The organism is Rhodococcus rhodochrous, from assembly GCF_900187265.1.
Classification (GTDB): Bacteria; Actinomycetota; Actinomycetes; order Mycobacteriales; family Mycobacteriaceae; genus Rhodococcus; species Rhodococcus rhodochrous.
The window spans coordinates 4,283,292-4,298,871 of sequence record NZ_LT906450.1; the positions used below are offsets into that span (position 1 = coordinate 4,283,292).

General features: G+C 69.6%; 16 protein-coding genes. 2 read left to right on the top strand and 14 right to left on the bottom strand.

Annotated features, from left to right (window positions below):
- Positions 1-132: 132 nt before the first annotated feature.
- On the bottom strand, positions 133-1,167 hold the full coding sequence (gene fbaA, locus CKW34_RS19620; RefSeq protein ID WP_059384636.1) for a class II fructose-bisphosphate aldolase: 1,035 nt from the start codon (positions 1,165-1,167) through the stop codon (positions 133-135).
- Between the two features lie 212 nt (positions 1,168-1,379).
- Here fbaA and CKW34_RS19625 point away from each other — a divergent pair, with 212 nt between their 5' ends.
- Positions 1,380-2,078 (top strand): VTT domain-containing protein, encoded by a 699-nt coding sequence (locus CKW34_RS19625; RefSeq protein ID WP_095092104.1) that lies wholly within the window; start codon positions 1,380-1,382, stop codon positions 2,076-2,078.
- A 72-nt stretch (positions 2,079-2,150) separates the two neighbouring features.
- Here CKW34_RS19625 and CKW34_RS19630 read toward each other — a convergent pair whose 3' ends face one another.
- The 4 genes from CKW34_RS19630 to CKW34_RS19645 form a co-directional block, all read right to left on the bottom strand.
- Positions 2,151-3,293, bottom strand: a complete 1,143-nt coding sequence (locus tag CKW34_RS19630) for a glycoside hydrolase family 76 protein (protein ID WP_059384662.1) — start codon at positions 3,291-3,293, stop codon at positions 2,151-2,153.
- 77 nt (positions 3,294-3,370) lie between these two features.
- Entirely contained in the window at positions 3,371-4,057 is a 687-nt protein-coding gene (locus tag CKW34_RS19635) for a TrmH family RNA methyltransferase (protein WP_059384638.1), read from the bottom strand.
- 2 nt (positions 4,058-4,059) lie between these two features.
- A complete protein-coding gene (locus CKW34_RS19640) occupies positions 4,060-4,668 on the bottom strand; it encodes a hypothetical protein (protein WP_059384639.1) in 609 nt (202 codons plus the stop codon).
- 59 nt (positions 4,669-4,727) lie between these two features.
- The gene (locus CKW34_RS19645; protein ID WP_059384640.1) at positions 4,728-5,510 is read right to left on the bottom strand and encodes an SDR family oxidoreductase; all 783 of its coding nucleotides are present in this window, start codon (positions 5,508-5,510) and stop codon (positions 4,728-4,730) included.
- Between the two features lie 67 nt (positions 5,511-5,577).
- On the opposite strand from CKW34_RS19645, the gene CKW34_RS19650 reads away from it, so the two are divergent.
- Positions 5,578-6,018 (top strand): hypothetical protein, encoded by a 441-nt coding sequence (locus CKW34_RS19650; protein ID WP_059384641.1) that lies wholly within the window; start codon positions 5,578-5,580, stop codon positions 6,016-6,018.
- Here the strand turns inward: CKW34_RS19650 and CKW34_RS19655 are convergent.
- From CKW34_RS19655 to clpB, 9 genes are all read right to left on the bottom strand, one after another.
- The gene (locus CKW34_RS19655; protein WP_059384642.1) at positions 6,015-6,737 is read right to left on the bottom strand and encodes a lysoplasmalogenase family protein; all 723 of its coding nucleotides are present in this window, start codon (positions 6,735-6,737) and stop codon (positions 6,015-6,017) included. The genes CKW34_RS19650 and CKW34_RS19655 overlap by 4 nt on opposite strands.
- A 23-nt stretch (positions 6,738-6,760) precedes the next feature.
- On the bottom strand, positions 6,761-7,882 hold the full coding sequence (gene galK, locus CKW34_RS19660) for a galactokinase (protein WP_059384643.1): 1,122 nt from the start codon (positions 7,880-7,882) through the stop codon (positions 6,761-6,763).
- A complete protein-coding gene (gene galT, locus CKW34_RS19665; RefSeq protein ID WP_059384644.1) occupies positions 7,879-8,994 on the bottom strand; it encodes a galactose-1-phosphate uridylyltransferase in 1,116 nt (371 codons plus the stop codon). The genes galK and galT overlap by 4 nt, the downstream gene beginning before the upstream one ends.
- Before the next feature lie 4 nt (positions 8,995-8,998).
- Complete coding sequence (gene pyrE, locus CKW34_RS19670; protein ID WP_059384645.1) at positions 8,999-9,538, bottom strand: orotate phosphoribosyltransferase; 540 nt, start codon at positions 9,536-9,538, stop codon at positions 8,999-9,001.
- 86 nt (positions 9,539-9,624) lie between these two features.
- Positions 9,625-10,224 (bottom strand): LemA family protein, encoded by a 600-nt coding sequence (locus CKW34_RS19675; protein WP_059384646.1) that lies wholly within the window; start codon positions 10,222-10,224, stop codon positions 9,625-9,627.
- 159 nt (positions 10,225-10,383) lie between these two features.
- Positions 10,384-11,166, bottom strand: coding sequence for an SDR family NAD(P)-dependent oxidoreductase (locus CKW34_RS19680; protein ID WP_059384647.1), 783 nt, complete (start codon positions 11,164-11,166; stop codon positions 10,384-10,386).
- Between the two features lie 129 nt (positions 11,167-11,295).
- Positions 11,296-11,955, bottom strand: a complete 660-nt coding sequence (locus tag CKW34_RS19685; protein WP_016691486.1) for a type III secretion system chaperone family protein — start codon at positions 11,953-11,955, stop codon at positions 11,296-11,298.
- Between the two features lie 29 nt (positions 11,956-11,984).
- Positions 11,985-12,896 carry a hypothetical protein gene (locus CKW34_RS19690; RefSeq protein WP_059384648.1) on the bottom strand — a complete coding sequence of 304 codons (912 nt, stop codon included), beginning with the start codon at positions 12,894-12,896 and terminating at the stop codon, positions 11,985-11,987.
- 68 nt (positions 12,897-12,964) lie between these two features.
- A complete protein-coding gene (clpB, locus tag CKW34_RS19695) occupies positions 12,965-15,520 on the bottom strand; it encodes an ATP-dependent chaperone ClpB (protein ID WP_059384649.1) in 2,556 nt (851 codons plus the stop codon).
- Between the last annotated feature and the right edge of the window lie 60 nt (positions 15,521-15,580).

The following is a 15,580-nucleotide window of genomic DNA, read 5'->3' on the forward strand; positions in this document are numbered from 1 at the left end:
ACGGGACAACGGCAGCGACGAGTGCGCAGAAACCGTCGATCGTCCTCGGCGTGTCGCGACGATTTCTGCACACCCCGGGGACGACGAAGGGCGCCGACGTTGCCGTCGGCGCCCTTCGGGTATCGGTGGGTCCTACTTGGCCGAGACCGAGCGTCCCGCCGACCTGAGGTCGTTGCAGGCCTCGATGACACGCTGCGTCATGGACGCCTCGGCCTTCTTGAGGTAGCTGCGCGGGTCGTAGGTCTTCTTGTTGCCGACCTCGCCGTCGATCTTGAGAACACCGTCGTAGTTGGTGAACATGTGTCCCGCGATCGGACGGGTGAACGCGTACTGCGTGTCGGTGTCGACGTTCATCTTCACCACGCCGTAGCTCAGCGCCTCGTCGATCTCCGACTTCAGCGAACCCGAACCACCGTGGAAGACGAGGTCGAACGGCTTCGAACCCTCGGGCAGACCCAGCTTCTTCGACGCGGCGGCCTGGCCCTCGGCGAGGACGGACGGCTTGAGCTTGACGTTGCCCGGCTTGTAGACGCCGTGGACGTTGCCGAAGGTCGCGGCGAGCAGGTACTGGCCCTTGTCGGCGCCGAGCGCGTCGACGGTCTTCTCGAAGTCCTCGACGGTGGTGTAGAGCTTGTCGTTGATGGCGTTCTCGACGCCGTCCTCTTCACCGCCGACGACGCCGATCTCGATCTCGAGGATGATCTTCGCGGCCTTGGCGGCGGCGAGGAGATCCTGCGCGATCTCGAGGTTCTCGTCGATCGGGATGGCCGAGCCGTCCCACATGTGCGACTGGAACAGCGGGTTCTGACCGTTGTTCACGCGCTCCTGCGAGATCGCGATGAGCGGACGGACGAAGCCGTCGAGCTTGTCCTTCGGGCAGTGGTCGGTGTGCAGGGCGATGGTCACGTCGTACTTCTCCGCGACGACGTGAGCGAACTCGGCGAGTGCGACGGCACCGGTGACCATGTCCTTCACGCCCAGGCCCGAGCCGAACTCGGCGCCACCGGTCGAGAACTGGATGATGCCGTCGCTGCCGGCGTCCGCAAAGCCCTTGATGGCGGCGTTGATCGTTTCGGACGAGGTGCAGTTGATGGCCGGGAACGCAAAGGAGTTCTCCTTCGCGCGGGCGATCATCTCGGCGTAGACCTCGGGAGTCGCGATAGGCACAGCGGCTGTCCTCCAGATGAGAGTCGATCGGCATCCCACCGGGATGTGGTGGGTGCCCGGGTTGTCCCTGCAGTATGTCAAGTGACACGTCTCCTCGATACTCGGGCCGTCCCGCGCCCGATGCCGGGATTCGGGGTGAGGTGGACCCCGCCGGTACCCTGGACCGCGTGACTGTGTTCGAAGCCTCGGAGTCCGTGACCAATCTGGCCCTGATGCCGGGGTTTCTGGATCCGGTCAATCTGCTCAATTCGTTCGGAACCTGGATGCTCATCGGGCTGCTGCTCGTGGTGTTCATCGAGTCCGGACTGCTGTTTCCGCTGCTCCCGGGCGACTCTCTGCTGTTCACCGCGGGTCTGATCGCAGCGGCCAAGTCGGCGGAGGTCGAGCCGTTCGCCCCTCTGTGGGTGCTGATGGTGACGATCCCGATCGCGGCCGTCCTCGGCGACCAGGTCGGTTATCTCATCGGCGCGAAGGGCGGCACCAAGCTGTTCAAACCCGATGCGAAGCTCTTCAAGCAGGCCTACATCGACGAGGCGCACCAGTTCTTCCTGCGCCACGGTCCCGCGATGATCTTCCTGGCACGCTTCGTGCCGATCGTGCGCACCTACGCCCCGCTCGTCGCGGGCGCCGCGAAGATGCCCTACCGCGTGTTCATCGTCTACAACGTCCTGGGCGGCATCGTGTGGGGCGCGGGTGTGACGCTGCTCGGCTACCTGCTCGGCCAGATCACCTTCATCGCCGACAACATCGACATCATCTTCCTGGGCATCGTGTTCGTCTCGGTGATCCCGATCATCACCGAGGTCGGCAAGCGCGTGCTCAGCTCGCGTCGTGCGGCCAAGAACGGTGAGGCGCCGGCCGCCGAGGCCGAGCCCGCGACGATGCCGATCAACCGCATCGAGAGCAAGTAGGAACGGCCCTCACACCGCAGAAGGTGGATTCCGCCCGTCGAACGAACGGGCCGGGATCCACCTTCTTCCGTTTCAGGACCGCGACGCGGCGACAGCGTAGGCGGCCTCCATGAGCATCCACCCACCGAGTTGCACCGACATGTCGCGTTCGGCGACGGCCGACTCACGGACGGTGCCGCCCGCGAACCGCGCGACCGAGGTGCCCAGGCCCGGGAGCCGCGCCTGCTTCGACCAGTCGCGGCCGAAGACGGGCAGTTCCTCGACCTGCAGCCGGTTCTCCCAGGCGGCCTCCGCCGACGCCAGCACGATCCGTGCCGCGACGTTGCGGGCACGGATGTCGTCGCCGTCGACGACGGGCAGTGTCGTGGCGACCATCGCGAGGTAGCGGGCCAGGATCCCGTTGAACAGTCCCCCGTCGCCCCCTCCCCCGCCGGTGACGACACTGCGTTCGGTGAGGTGGTCGTCGACTGCGGCGACAAGCGCGTGGACCCTGCGGCGATGCCGGGGGTCGTCGAGCTGCAGGGCGAGTTCGGTCTCGAGACCGAGCGTCACACCCTGGCAGTAGCTGTAGATCGCGCGTTCGTGCACGCCGTCGCGGATGCCGTCCAGGACGAGACCCGTCTCGGGGTCGAGCAGCACGTCGTGGATCCAGTCGGCCATCTCCTCGGCGCGGTAGACCTTGCCGGTGCGGGCGAGCAGCAGCGCCGCGGGACCGTTCGCGGGGGCGTTGAAGAAGTTGTCCCGGCGACGCCACGGGATGCCGCCGCCGCGTTCGGGTTGCCAGGCGTCGAGGAGCTCGTCGACGAGGGTCGCGATCGCACCGCGGTGGTCGACGTAGAGATGCCGTTCGGCCCGTTCCAGCGACAGGCCGAGCCACGCCATGTCGTCGTAGTAGTTGTTGGTCCAGCCGGTGAGGTTGCGGATGCGGTGGGTGCGGGCGAGCCGCACGACGCGGCGCCGGCGACGCGGTGTGGCGTCGCGCTCGGCGGCGTCGACGGCGGTGTCGATCAGGTGCGCCTGCCACCAGTAGTGCCAGGAGAGGAACAGTCGCTCACGTCGGACGGCGGGCCATCCGACCACCCCGAGCGCGGTGCCGGGCAGGGCCCAGAGACGACGGATGTGCCGCGAGACGATCGCACCCTCTGCGGCGTCGGCCCGCTGCGACCACCGGGCGGCTTCGACTCCGTCCGAACGCTGTCCTGCTGCGGTGTTCATCACCCTCCACACTGCCCGACCGGCGGCCGTCCCGACGACGGTCCGCGCGACTTTCATCCCGGAATGCGGGGCAGGTGTTACCAGGCGTCCGAGAAATCGGCGTGCTGCCTGATCCACGCGTGCATCGCGATCCCCGCGGCGACACCCGCGTTGATGGATCGGGTGGAGCCGAACTGGGCGATGGAGACCGTCATCGACGCGACGTTGCGGGCCGCTTCGGTGACGCCGGGACCCTCCTGCCCGAACAGCAGCAGGCAGCGGTGCGGCAGGGTCGCCGTCTCCAACCGGACCGAGCCGGGGGTGTTGTCCACCGCCACGATCTCGAGGTCCTGTTCGGCCGCCCACGCGACGAGCGCGTCGACGTCGGGGTGGTGGAGCAGGTGCTGGTAGCGATCGGTGACCATCGCTCCGCGCCGGTTCCACCGGCGTCGTCCGACGATGTGCACGGTGCCCACGGCGAACGCGTTGGCGGTGCGGACGACCGTCCCGATGTTCGCGTCGTGGGCGAAGTTCTCGATGGCCACGTGCAGCGGGTGCCTGCGACGGTCGATGTCCGCGACGATCGCCTCGCGGTTCCAGTAGCGGTAGGCGTCGACGACGTTGCGCCGGTCGCCGTTGGCGAGCAGCTCCGGGTCGTAGCGCGGGTCGGTCGGCGGCTCGGTGCCGAATTCCTCGATCCACGGTCCGACGCCGTGCGGGTGCTCGCCCCACTCGGTGGGGCCCGCGGCGTCCTCGACGGCCGGTTCGGAATGCGTGTCGGTCACCGTCAGAACGTCTCGTTCGATCCTGCCGCGACGCGGAAACCGTGACCGGTGGCGTCGTTGGTGCAGGTCACGTCGGCTGCGGTGGTGGCGCACGTGTAACCGAGCTGTGACAGCGGCGATCCGGGCGGCAGCGCGGGGCTCGCCCCGTCGGGCGAGAGGTAGACCGGTCCGCCGGAGCACACGAACTCCCCTTCACCGGAGTCCTGCACGCGGATGCCGAGTCCCCAGTTGACCATGCAGTCCTCGGGGCGCGGCGGGATCGGATCGGTCGGTCCCTCACAGCCCGCCTCGGTGCGGGTGGGCAGCCGGACGATGCCGCATTCGAAGGTGCCGTCGGGGCTGCTGAAGTAGTACGACTCGTTGCGCTGGTACTCGACCTGCGCGAGCGGAGCAGGTTCCTCCGTGGAGGTCTCCGGCTCGGGAGCCGGTTCGGTCGTCGACGGGGTCGTCTCCTCGGTGGTACTCGGGGCGACCGTCGTGGAGGAGGTCGTCGAGGCAGTCGCCGAGGTCGTCGTCGACGTCGCTCCGGAGTCGGCTTCCGGCCCGTCCGCGGAGCCTCCGCATCCTGCGACGAACAGTGCCGCACCCGCGACGACTGCGACCGGCCACATCCGAATTCTCACGCAACACCCTTCCCGACGACGTGCGGGTGTCACTCTATCGAGCGGTGTCAGTGGCCGGTCAGGCGCCGGTTGACCAGGCGATTCATCCATCCGGGCGACACCTGGGCGAGTGTGGCGAGCACGGTTGCCTGCCGTCCGACGGGCCGGTGCACCCGGCCCGAACGCCGGGTGGGGCGGGTCGCGTCGAACACCGCGCGGGCGACGTCGTCGGCGCCGAGGTTCACGCCCAGGGAGCGTCGCGAGCCGATGTCCATCCCGTCGACCATGTTCGTGTCGACGAACAGCGGCCACATCGCCTGGACCTTGATGTCGTGGCGTGCCCACTCGAGTTCGAGTGCTTCGGTCAGGCCGCGCACCGCGAACTTGGTGGCGCTGTAGGTGGCGAGCTCGGGCTGTCCGTAGAGCGCCGATGCCGAGCACATGTTGACGATCTGCGCACCGGGGGTGTCGCGGAGGTACGGGAAGGCCGCATGGCAGCCGAGGAGGACACCGGTGACGTTGACCTCGACGATCCGGCGATGGCGGCTCACCGGGATCTCCTCGAACGGTCCGGAGGACAGCAGCCCGGCGTTGTTGACGAGGACGTCGAGGCGGCCGTCGGTGCAGAATTCCTCGAGCACGCGGGTCCACGCGGCGGTGTCGGTGACGTCGAGGGAACCGGTGACGATCCGTCCCGCGGTGATCGAGGCGCCCTCCTCGGCGAGGCTCGCGAGCCCGGCGGTGTCGATGTCGAAGGCACCGACGCGGTAACCGTGACGGGCGAAGAGCAGGGCTGTGGAGCGGCCGATACCGGCGGCGGCTCCGGTGATCACCACGCTGGGAGCAGACATGGCATCACCCTAATCGCGGGCGGGACCCGACGGGGTAGAGCGGGGATAGGCTGGAATCGGAGGAGTTGTGAATCGTCGTATCGTCGCCACCGTCGCGTTCGTCACCGTGGGATATGTCGTCGTTCTCGCGTTGTGGATGAACCTGTTCCTGCCGATCTCCGAACCCGGCACCGAGGGTTTCCAGGTGGTCTTCCTCGTCTGCCTGTACGGCACCGTGCTCGGCCTGTCGATGGCGCTCGCGGGTCGCCGATCGGAGGTCATGCGTCGCATCGAACGCGAGGGCTACGAGGGATGGGCGACCATCCGTTCCGCGACACCGCTCGATCTGACCTCGACCGGTCAACTGACCCGGCTCGACCTCGAGCTCACGGTGCCCGGCTCGGAGCCCTATCGCGGCACGGTCGTCTACGAGGTCGACCGCCGCGACCTGCACCGCTACGTCGCCGGCGAGGTCGTGAGCATCTGGGTGGACCCCCTCGACCGCGACCGGATCGTCCTCTACCCCTAACCCTTCCGGCTCGTGAGAGCGAGAAGCCCTTCCACGAGCAGCAGCTGGGCCACGGCGTAGGTGGTCAGCACGAATCCTTCCGCTGCCGCACGGGACTTCTCGTCCTTCAGCAGGGTGCGGCGCACCACGATCGATCCGTCGGACAGCGTGAAGATCAGACCACCGAGACCGAGCCAACTGCGCCGATCGGTGTCCGGCACGGCCAGCCCCGCGCGCACGCGCGCAGCGGGCGCGAGGGCGGGATCTCCGGCGAGCGTCGCGGTGGTGGCGAGCAGGGCACCGTATCCGGCCAGCGGCGCGGCCACCGAGCGGCTGCGGGCGGCGAGCAGACCGGCCGCACCGGCCAGCGCACCGGCACGCTGCACCGCGACCGGCTTCGACACCCGCGCACCACGCCGGACGAGGATGCTCGAGTAGGCGGTCTGCATGACACCGAAACAGGCTGCACCGCTCAGGATCCGACGGTCCTCGTCGGAGCGGATCATGGCGATGTCGCCGAGGGTGGCGGCTGCGAGACCCGCGACCATCAGCGCGGTATCGGCGCGATCGGTGTCACGGGAGCGACGCAGCACCCGCACGGCGAGCGCCGGTGCGATGAGCGGTTTGGCGATCCGCTGCAGCTTCTCGTTACCCGACACCCCACCGACGACCGTGGCAGCCGATGCCGCCGCGAACACCGCGTGCTCGACGCCCCACCTCTTGCGACTGAACCAACCCATGCGCGCACAGTACCCGGCAGGCATCAGCAGCGGCGCGCACCGCCGGACGCCGTGGCGCGCAGGAAGGTCGGCGCCGGAAGGCCGCGACGCGCAGCGGCATCGGCGACGGCCTGCCGCACCGGGTCGACGCGGTCGTCCTCGCACAGCGCGATCGCCGACCCGCCGAAACCGCCGCCCACCATCCGGGCACCGAGTGCACCGGCGCCGACGGCCGCATCGACGGCGGTGTCGAGCTCGAGGCAGCTGACCTCGAAGTCGTCGCGCAACGAGCGGTGCGACGCATCGAGCAATGGTCCGAGATCCCGGATCCGCCCTGCCCGCAACAACTCCGCGGCCTCCCGGACCCGGGCGATCTCGCCGATCACGTGCCGGGCGCGGCGACGCAGGACGGGATCGTCGATCGGGTCCGCCGACGAGGCGTCGCGCAGGCTCTCCACGCCGAGGAGTCGAGTGGCGTCCTCGACCTCACGGCGGCGCTGCCCGTACTGCCCGTCGGCGAGCTCGTGTCCGGTGCCGGTGTCGACGACCAGCACGGTCAGTCCTCGGGCTTGCGCGTCGAACGGGATGTGTTCGCTGCTGCCGTCGGCGAAGTCGAGGAGCAGCGCGTGGCCCGGACGGGCGTGGAGGGCGATCCGCTGGTCGAGCCCACCGGTGGGAGCACCGGCGTAGTCGTTCTCCGCGCGCACGCACGCCGCGGCGAGTCGATCACGGCCGTCGTCGTCGAGGGGCAGCCCGCACAGGTCGGCGAGTGCCACCGCAACCGATGTCTCGAGTGCCGCGGACGACGAGAGTCCCGCTCCGACCGGCACGTCCGACGCGACCGCGATGTCCGCCCCGGTGAATCCCGGCGGGTCGAGCGTCCAGATCACGCCGGCGACGTAGGCCACCCAGCCGTCGGCGTGCCGGTCGCGCAGATCGAGATCGACGTCGTCGAAACCGGAACTGCGCACGCGCAGCAGATGATCGGAGCGGCGGCGTACAGCGACGACGGTGACCTGCGGGATCGCCATCGGCAGGCACAGACCTCCGGCGTAGTCGACGTGCTCGCCGATGAGATTGACGCGCCCGGGCGCGCACCAGCAGCCCTCGGGGTCGGTGCCGAACTCGGCCGTGAACCGTGCGCGGGCGGTCTCCGCGAGTGTCATGGCGCCACCTCGCGCAGGCGTTCGGCGATCCGTTCGGGGGTGGTGTCGCTGATCCACGCGCCCATCGCGGATTCGGATCCGGCGAGATATTTCAGCTTGTCCGGGGCCCGCCGCAACGAGAAGATCTGGCAGAACAATCGCACGTCCCCGCGGGGTGCACCGACCGGCGCCTGGTGCCAGGCGGCGATGTAGGGAGCGCGGTCGACACCGGGAAAGAACCGGTCGACACGGCCGAGCAGGTCGCACTGGATGCCGGCGAGTTCGTCGCGTTCGTGTTCGTCGAGGGCCGCGAGATCAGGGACCTCGCGATGCGGGACGAGGTGCACCTCGACAGGCCAGCGTGCCGCGGCGGGAACATAGGCCGACCAGGCGTCGCCGGCGAACACGAGTCGGGTGCCCGCGCGTCGTTCGGCGTCCAGGATGTCGCCCTGCAGCGACCTGCCGGTCCGCCGGCGATGCTCGCGGGCGCGGTCGAGCAGGGCCTGCGAGCGCGGTGGGACGAACGGGTAGGCGTAGATCTGTCCGTGCGGATGCTGCAGTGTCACACCGATTTCCACGCCGCGGTTCTCGAAGCAGAAGACCTGCTCGACATCAGGTCGCTGCGACAGCGCGGCGGTGCGGGCGGCGAGCGCATCGATGACGGTGCGCGCCCGGGACGCCGAGAGGTCGGCGAACCGGGCGTCGTGGTCGGGGGTGAACGCGACGACCTCGCAGCGGCCGGTCGCCGGTCGCCGCGGCCACAGACCGTCGCCGTCGACGAGATCCTCACCGGCCGACGGCGCCCCGAGCGACGGGAAACGGTTCTCGAAGACAACGACGTCGTAGTCGTCGGCCGGGATCTCGGTGCACGCACCGGCCCTGCTCGGACACAGCGGGCAGTCGACGGCCGACGGCAGGAAGGTGCGGTCCATCCGGTGCGCCGCGAAGGTGACCCACTCCCCCGTCAGCGGGTCGCGGCGCATCTCGGAGGTCGCCGCGACCGGCGGCAGGTCGCGGCGGTCGTGGAGGTCGCGGGTCGCGGCACCGGAGACGAACGGCTCGGTGTCGTCGAAGTAGATCAGCTCCCGGCCATCCGCGAGATGCGTGACGGTCTGCCGGACCCGCGCCTCCACGCGGCTACTTGTCGTCCAGACCCAGGTCGGCGAGGCCGAGCAGGGAACGGTACTCGACGCCCTCGGCGGCGATGACCTCGTCGGCGCCGGTCGCGCGGTCGACGACGGTCGCGACACCCACGACGATCGCGCCGGCCTCGCGCAGCGCCTTGACGGCGGTGAGCGGCGAGTTGCCGGTGGTGGTGGTGTCCTCGACGACGAGCACGCGCTTGCCGGTGACGTCCGGTCCCTCGATCTGCCGCTGCATGCCGTGGGCCTTGGCGGCCTTGCGGACGACGAACGCGTCGATGGGCCGGCCGGGGGCGTGCATGACGGCGAGGGCGACCGGGTCGGCACCCATGGTCAGGCCGCCGACGGCGTCGAAGTCCCAGTCGGAGACGAGCTCGCGCAGCAGCTTGCCGATGAGCGGGCCGGCCTCGTGGTGCAGGGTCGCGCGGCGCAGGTCGACGTAGTAGTCGGCTTCCTTACCGGACGACAGGGTCACGCGGCCGTGTACCACCGCCAGCTCGCGTACCAGTGCTGCCAGTTCGTCGCGGTCACTCATTGCGTCCTCACCCGTCGTTCGGCGGCGCGACGCCGGTGCGGTCGCGCTCGTGTCGGGGAACGAGCCTAGTCGCTGTGGGTCGCAGATCAGGCAGCGACGGTGTCGGAGGTCGCCTCGGACTCCGGCCGGACGTCGCTCGCGACGACCGCGGTTTCGGTGTCCGCCTCGACGGTCTCGGGCCTGCGGGCCGGTCCGGATGCGGTGACGGGTGCGGGCGCCTCGAACAGCACGACCGGGCCGACGGCCGCGAGCTTCGCGAACAACGAGGTGGGGAATCGGCCGACGGCGGTGTTCAGGGCGCCGCCGAGGTCGTTGTGCACGCGGACGGCGCCGGCGATGCGCTGTTCGCGGGTCTGCAGTTCCCGGGCGACCCGGATGAACGGCCAGTGGTTGACCCCTTCGAGTCCACCGATCAGCTCGTGCAGCGTCGCGGACAGCGCGTTCTCCGCGCCGGCGCGTTCGGTGAGCCCGAGACGCTGGTCGCGCACGCCGATGGCGAGCGACCGGGCGCCGACGACGGGCCGGATGTGCTCACGTTCGACGCCTGCACCGGCCGACGCCGCGATGAGCGCGGGCACGAGATCGTAGCGGTCGTCGAGTTCGTGGAGGAGCAGGCGCAGGCTCTCCCGGTGGCGTTGCTGCAGCGTCCGAAGGCGGCGCACGCCTGCGCGCAACCACAGCACCACCGCAACCACGACAGCAACACAGAGCACCACAGCCACAGACGTCACGCGCAGAAATGTACCGAGCGCACGGATCGCGTCGAAGACTGCACCCGGCGTGTCCTGCGCGGTGTATCCGTACCGTGATCTGGCAACGCCCGCCGTCAGTTCGTCCGGCGACGATCAGGTGCGGCCGCGACCGTTGCCGAAGGTGTTCGTCAGCTTCCGCACGAGGTTCTGCGGCACCAGTCGTCCCGCCGTCGCGAGCACCTTGTACTGCAGCCCGGGGATGCTGCGGACCTTGCCCTTGTCCAGGTCGGCGAGCGAGGTGCGCACCACCTCGTCGACGTCGAGCCACATCAGGTTCGGGGTGGACGACATGTCGATCCCGGCACGCTGGTGGAACTCGGTGCGCACGAAGCCGGGGCACAGTGCCTGCACCCGCACGCCCGTGCCGGTGAGACCGCCCGCCAGTCCTTCGGTGAACGACACGACGTAGGCCTTGCTGCCGGAGTAGGTGGAACCGCGCCCGGGAAGCAGACCGGCCACGCTCGCGACATTGACGATGTCACCCCTGCCCGCCTCGATCATCGACGGGAGCGCGGCGCGTGTGAACGCGACGACCGAGGTGACGTTGACATCGAGCTGCGCGTGCAACAGGGCCGGATCGGCGGTCCAGAACTCGCCGGTCGTGCCGAAGCCGGCGTTGTTGACGAGCATGTCGACGCCGCGGCCGAGGCGCTCGACGACGAGATCGCGACCGTCGGCCGTCGCCAGGTCGGCGACGATGATCTCCGATGCCGCCCCGAACTTCTGCTTCAGCTCGGCGGCGAGTTCGTCGAGGGCGGGACGGGTGCGGGCGACGAGCACGAGGTCGTAACCGCGACTCGCGAGGGTGCGGGCGAAACCCGCGCCGATTCCCGAGGTGGGTCCGGTCACGAGCGCGACGGGGCGGGCGGAAGTCATGGCCGCCACACTAACGACACGCGGCGTGCGCGACCACCTCTCGGCGTTCCCCGCAGTGACTGCTTCTCGGCGTTCGCCTCAGTGACCGCTTCTCGGCGTTCGCCTCAGTGACAATTCTCGGCGTTCGCCTCAGTGACGAGCGGAGGGGCGTCCCGGATCCTGCGAACCCCGGTCGAGTTCCTCGGGTTCGACAACGGGTGGCAGCACGTGGAGGATGCCGGACAGCCGCGCGACGGTCTCGATGGCCGAGTCCCATTCGCGTCCGGTGCTGCCGATGGGGATCGAGCCGAGCGTCCACTCGCCCTCGCTCCACAGCATCTGCACGTGATCGGGGATGGATTCGGTGAACGCGACCATCCGCTGATCGCACACGCGACGCGCGATCTCGAGGTCGGTGGCGAAGACGATGCGCGGCCCGATCGAACCGAGCAGGTTCATGTCGGGATCCTTCGGCGGCGGCGTCGACTTGAGGCGCAGGTCGATGTCGACGTCGGAGCCGACCTTGCGGCGGACCGCGATGATCGTCGCGGTCTCCTCGATGTCGAACAGGACGAACTCCTCGCCGCGGCGAACCCCGCGGACGATGTCGATCGCGCCGAGATATTCCTGCTTGGCGAGCGCCGCGCGGTGCCAGGTGGACGGCAGGTGGTCCTCGGCGGAGGTGTACTTGTAACCCTGCGCCTTGGCCCAGATCTCCCGGATACGACCCGACTGCTCCCGCCGCGTCCGGTCGACGTAGAGCAGCGCGACCGCACCCAGCAGTGCGACCGCGGCCAGAGAGAACCACATGACAGTCATCGTCGAGTCAGCCTAGCGGGTCAGCGGCCCGAACCACCGAAGGATGGGAGGGACGCGCTGACGACGGTCTGGGCGGTCATCCGCCCCTGCTCGACGGCGCTGCCGGTCGCCACGGCGGTCGCGCCGACCTCGAGGCTGTCGGCGGTGTTGCCGGTCAGGGTGATGATCTCGGTGTCGGGCGTGAGGACGACGGTGACCGTCGAACCACCGATGACACCGAGGGTGATGCTGCCGCCGTCGTTCGCGGTGATCGTGCCCACGACCGCGCCCGCGTCGCCCATGACCTCGCCGAGTCCGCCCGGGATCCGGTCGAGGGGCAGCCCCGGTGTGGTCGGTTCGGGTGCCGGCGGGAGAGTCGCCGTCGGCGGGGGCGCGACGGTGGCCGGGGCGCGATCCGACGCGACCCGCGAGGTGGAGTCGTCGGGTCGGCTGAGCAGGAACCCGATGGTGCCGCCGAGCGCGATGAGGACCACCGCGGCGAGCGCGATCAGTCCCCAGCGAGGGCCGCGTGGCTTCCCGGCATCCGCGCCGGGCACCGGGCCCGTCGGTGGCTGCCCCGGTATCCCCTGCCCCGGTGTGCCCGGTCCCGGGTTCATCGCCGTCTGCGGATTGCGGGGGTCGTAACCGGGGAGCACCTGCGTGGGCTGATAGCCGTGCGGGGGCGGGTAGCCCGGCTGGGGAGGATACGGCTGCTGAGACGGATGGACCTGGGGCGCGGGGTAGGCCTGCGTGGGCTGGTACTCGCTCCCCTGCGCGCCCCACTGCTCGTAGCGGGTGTACGCGACCGTCGGGTCGGTGACCGGCCGCCCGTACGCCTCGGTCGGGTCGTCGGTGTGCAGCACGCGGGTCGCGTCGTCGTCCGTCCCGTTCGACGACTCGTCGAGTGCGTAGGCCCGTTCCTGCGGGGTGCGCGGCTCCTGGGGATTCGTCATAGCGCCTTCCAGAGTAGGCGTGCGCGGCCCCGGCGGCTCCTGCCGCCGAGGCCGCGCACGGGGCGCCGTCAGGCGCTGATCACCAGGTGGTCGCCGTCCTCGCTGACGCCCACGTGGACGGTGTCGCCGTCCTTGATCTCACCGGCGAGCAGCTTCTTGGCGAGCTGGTCGCCGACGGATTGCTGGATCAGGCGACGCAACGGACGTGCACCGTACTGCGGGTCGTAGCCGCGCACCGCCAGCCAGAACCGGGCGGTACCGGAGACGTCCAGCGTCAGTCGCCGCGCCGACATGCGGTCGGCGAACTGGTCGAGCTGGATGTCGACGATCTTCTCGAGCTGCTCCTCCGAGAGCGGGTCGAAGATCACGACGTCGTCGAGCCGGTTGATGAACTCCGGCTTGAACGCCGCCCGCACCGCCGCCATCACCTGTTCCTTGTCGCCACCCGCACCGAGGTTCGACGTGAGGATCAGGATGGTGTTGCGGAAGTCGACCGTGCGTCCCTGGCCGTCGGTGAGACGACCGTCGTCGAGCACCTGCAACAGCGTGTCGAAGACGTCCGGGTGTGCCTTCTCGACCTCGTCGAACAGCACCACCGTGTAGGGGCGGCGCCGCACGGCCTCGGTCAGCTGGCCGCCGGCCTCGTAGCCGACGTAGCCCGGAGGCGCACCGACGAGCCGTGCCACCGAGTGCTTCTCGCTGTACTCGGACATGTCGATCCGCACCATGGCGCGTTCGTCGTCGAACAGGAAGTCCGCGAGTGCCTTCGCCAGCTCCGTCTTACCGACACCGGTCGGGCCGAGGAACAGGAACGACCCCGTCGGACGGTTAGGGTCGGCGACACCGGCACGCGCACGACGCACCGCGTCGGAGACGGCCTGCACCGCGACGTCCTGGCCGACGACCCGCTTGCGCAGTTCGTCCTCCATCCGCAGCAGCTTGGCGGTCTCGCCCTCGAGCATGCGCCCGGCGGGGATGCCGGTCCATGCCGCGACGACGTCGGCGACGTCGTCCGGGCCGACCTCCTCCTTGAGCATCAGGTCGCCACCGGCGGTGGCACCCGACGCGGCGGCTGCCGCCTCGAGCTTCTTCTCCAGCTCGGGGATGCGGCCGTAGCGCAGCTCGGCGGCCTTGCCGAGGTCGCCGTCGCGTTCGGCGCGTTCCTCCTCACCGCGCAGGGATTCGAGCTGTTCCTTGATCTCCCGCACGGAGTCGATCGCGGTCTTCTCGTTCTGCCAGCGCGTCGTGAGCTGGTTGAGCTTCTCCCGCTCGTCGGCGAGTTCGGCGCGCAGCTTCTCGAGGCGTTCCTTCGAGGCCTCGTCGCTCTCCTTCTGCAACGCCATCTCCTCGATCTCGAGGCGACGGACGATGCGTTCGACGCTGTCGATCTCCTCGGGACGCGAATCGATCTCCATCCGCAGGCGCGAAGCCGCCTCGTCGACGAGGTCGATGGCCTTGTCGGGCAGGAAGCGCGAGGTGATGTACCGGTCGGACAGCGTCGCCGCCGCGACGAGCGCGGAGTCGGTGATGCGCACGCCGTGGTGCACCTCGTAGCGCTCCTTGAGGCCGCGCAGGATGCCGACGGTGTCCTCGACACTCGGCTCCCCCACCAGAACCTGCTGGAAGCGACGTTCGAGAGCCGCGTCCTTCTCGATGTACTTGCGGTACTCGTCGAGGGTCGTGGCACCGACCAGCCGCAACTCACCGCGGGCGAGCATCGGCTTGATCATGTTGCCGGCATCCATCGCCGACTCGCCCGTCGCGCCCGCACCGACGATGGTGTGGAGCTCGTCGATGAAGGTGATGATCTGCCCGGCCGATTCCTTGATCTCGTCGAGCACGGCCTTGAGGCGTTCCTCGAACTCGCCGCGGTACTTCGCGCCCGCGACCATCGAGCCGAGGTCGAGCGAGATGACGGTCTTGCCGCGCAGCGACTCGGGCACGTCCCCGGCGACGATGCGCTGGGCGAGGCCCTCGACGATGGCGGTCTTACCGACACCCGGCTCACCGATGAGAACCGGGTTGTTCTTGGTCCTGCGGGAGAGCACCTGGACGACACGGCGGATCTCGTTGTCGCGACCGATGACCGGGTCGAGCTTGCCTTCGCGCGCCCGCGCCGTCAGATCGGTGGAGTACTTCTCCAGGGCCTGGTAGCTGGCCTCGGGATCGGCGGAGGTCACGCGGCGGTTGCCGCGGACGGTCGTGAAGGCGTCGCGCAGGGCGGTCGGCGTTGCGCCGCGCCCGGCGAGCAGCTTCGCGACATCGGAGTCGCCACCGGCGAGGCCGACGAGGACGTGCTCGGTGGAGACGAATTCGTCGGTGAGTTCGGTGGCGAGTTTCTGTGCCGCAGTCATGGCCGCGATCGCCTCACGCCCGAGCTGCGGTGTGGTGGTCGCCCCGCTGGTCTGCGGAAGACGACGGACGAGGTCCTCGGCTTCCCTGCGGACCGCGGCCGGGTCGACGCCCACCGCTTCGAGCAGCGGGCCGGCGATGCCGTCGGTCTGGTCGAGCAGTGCCACGAGCAGGTGTGCCGGACGGATTTCCGGGTTGCCCGCAGTGGACGCCGACTGAAGTGCAGCGGTGAGTGCGGCCTGGGTCTTGGTCGTCGGATTGAACGAGTCCACTGCGCGCCCCTTTCTTTCTCGGTGCACTCCCGCGCAGGCGAGTGCCCCATGTCGATTCTG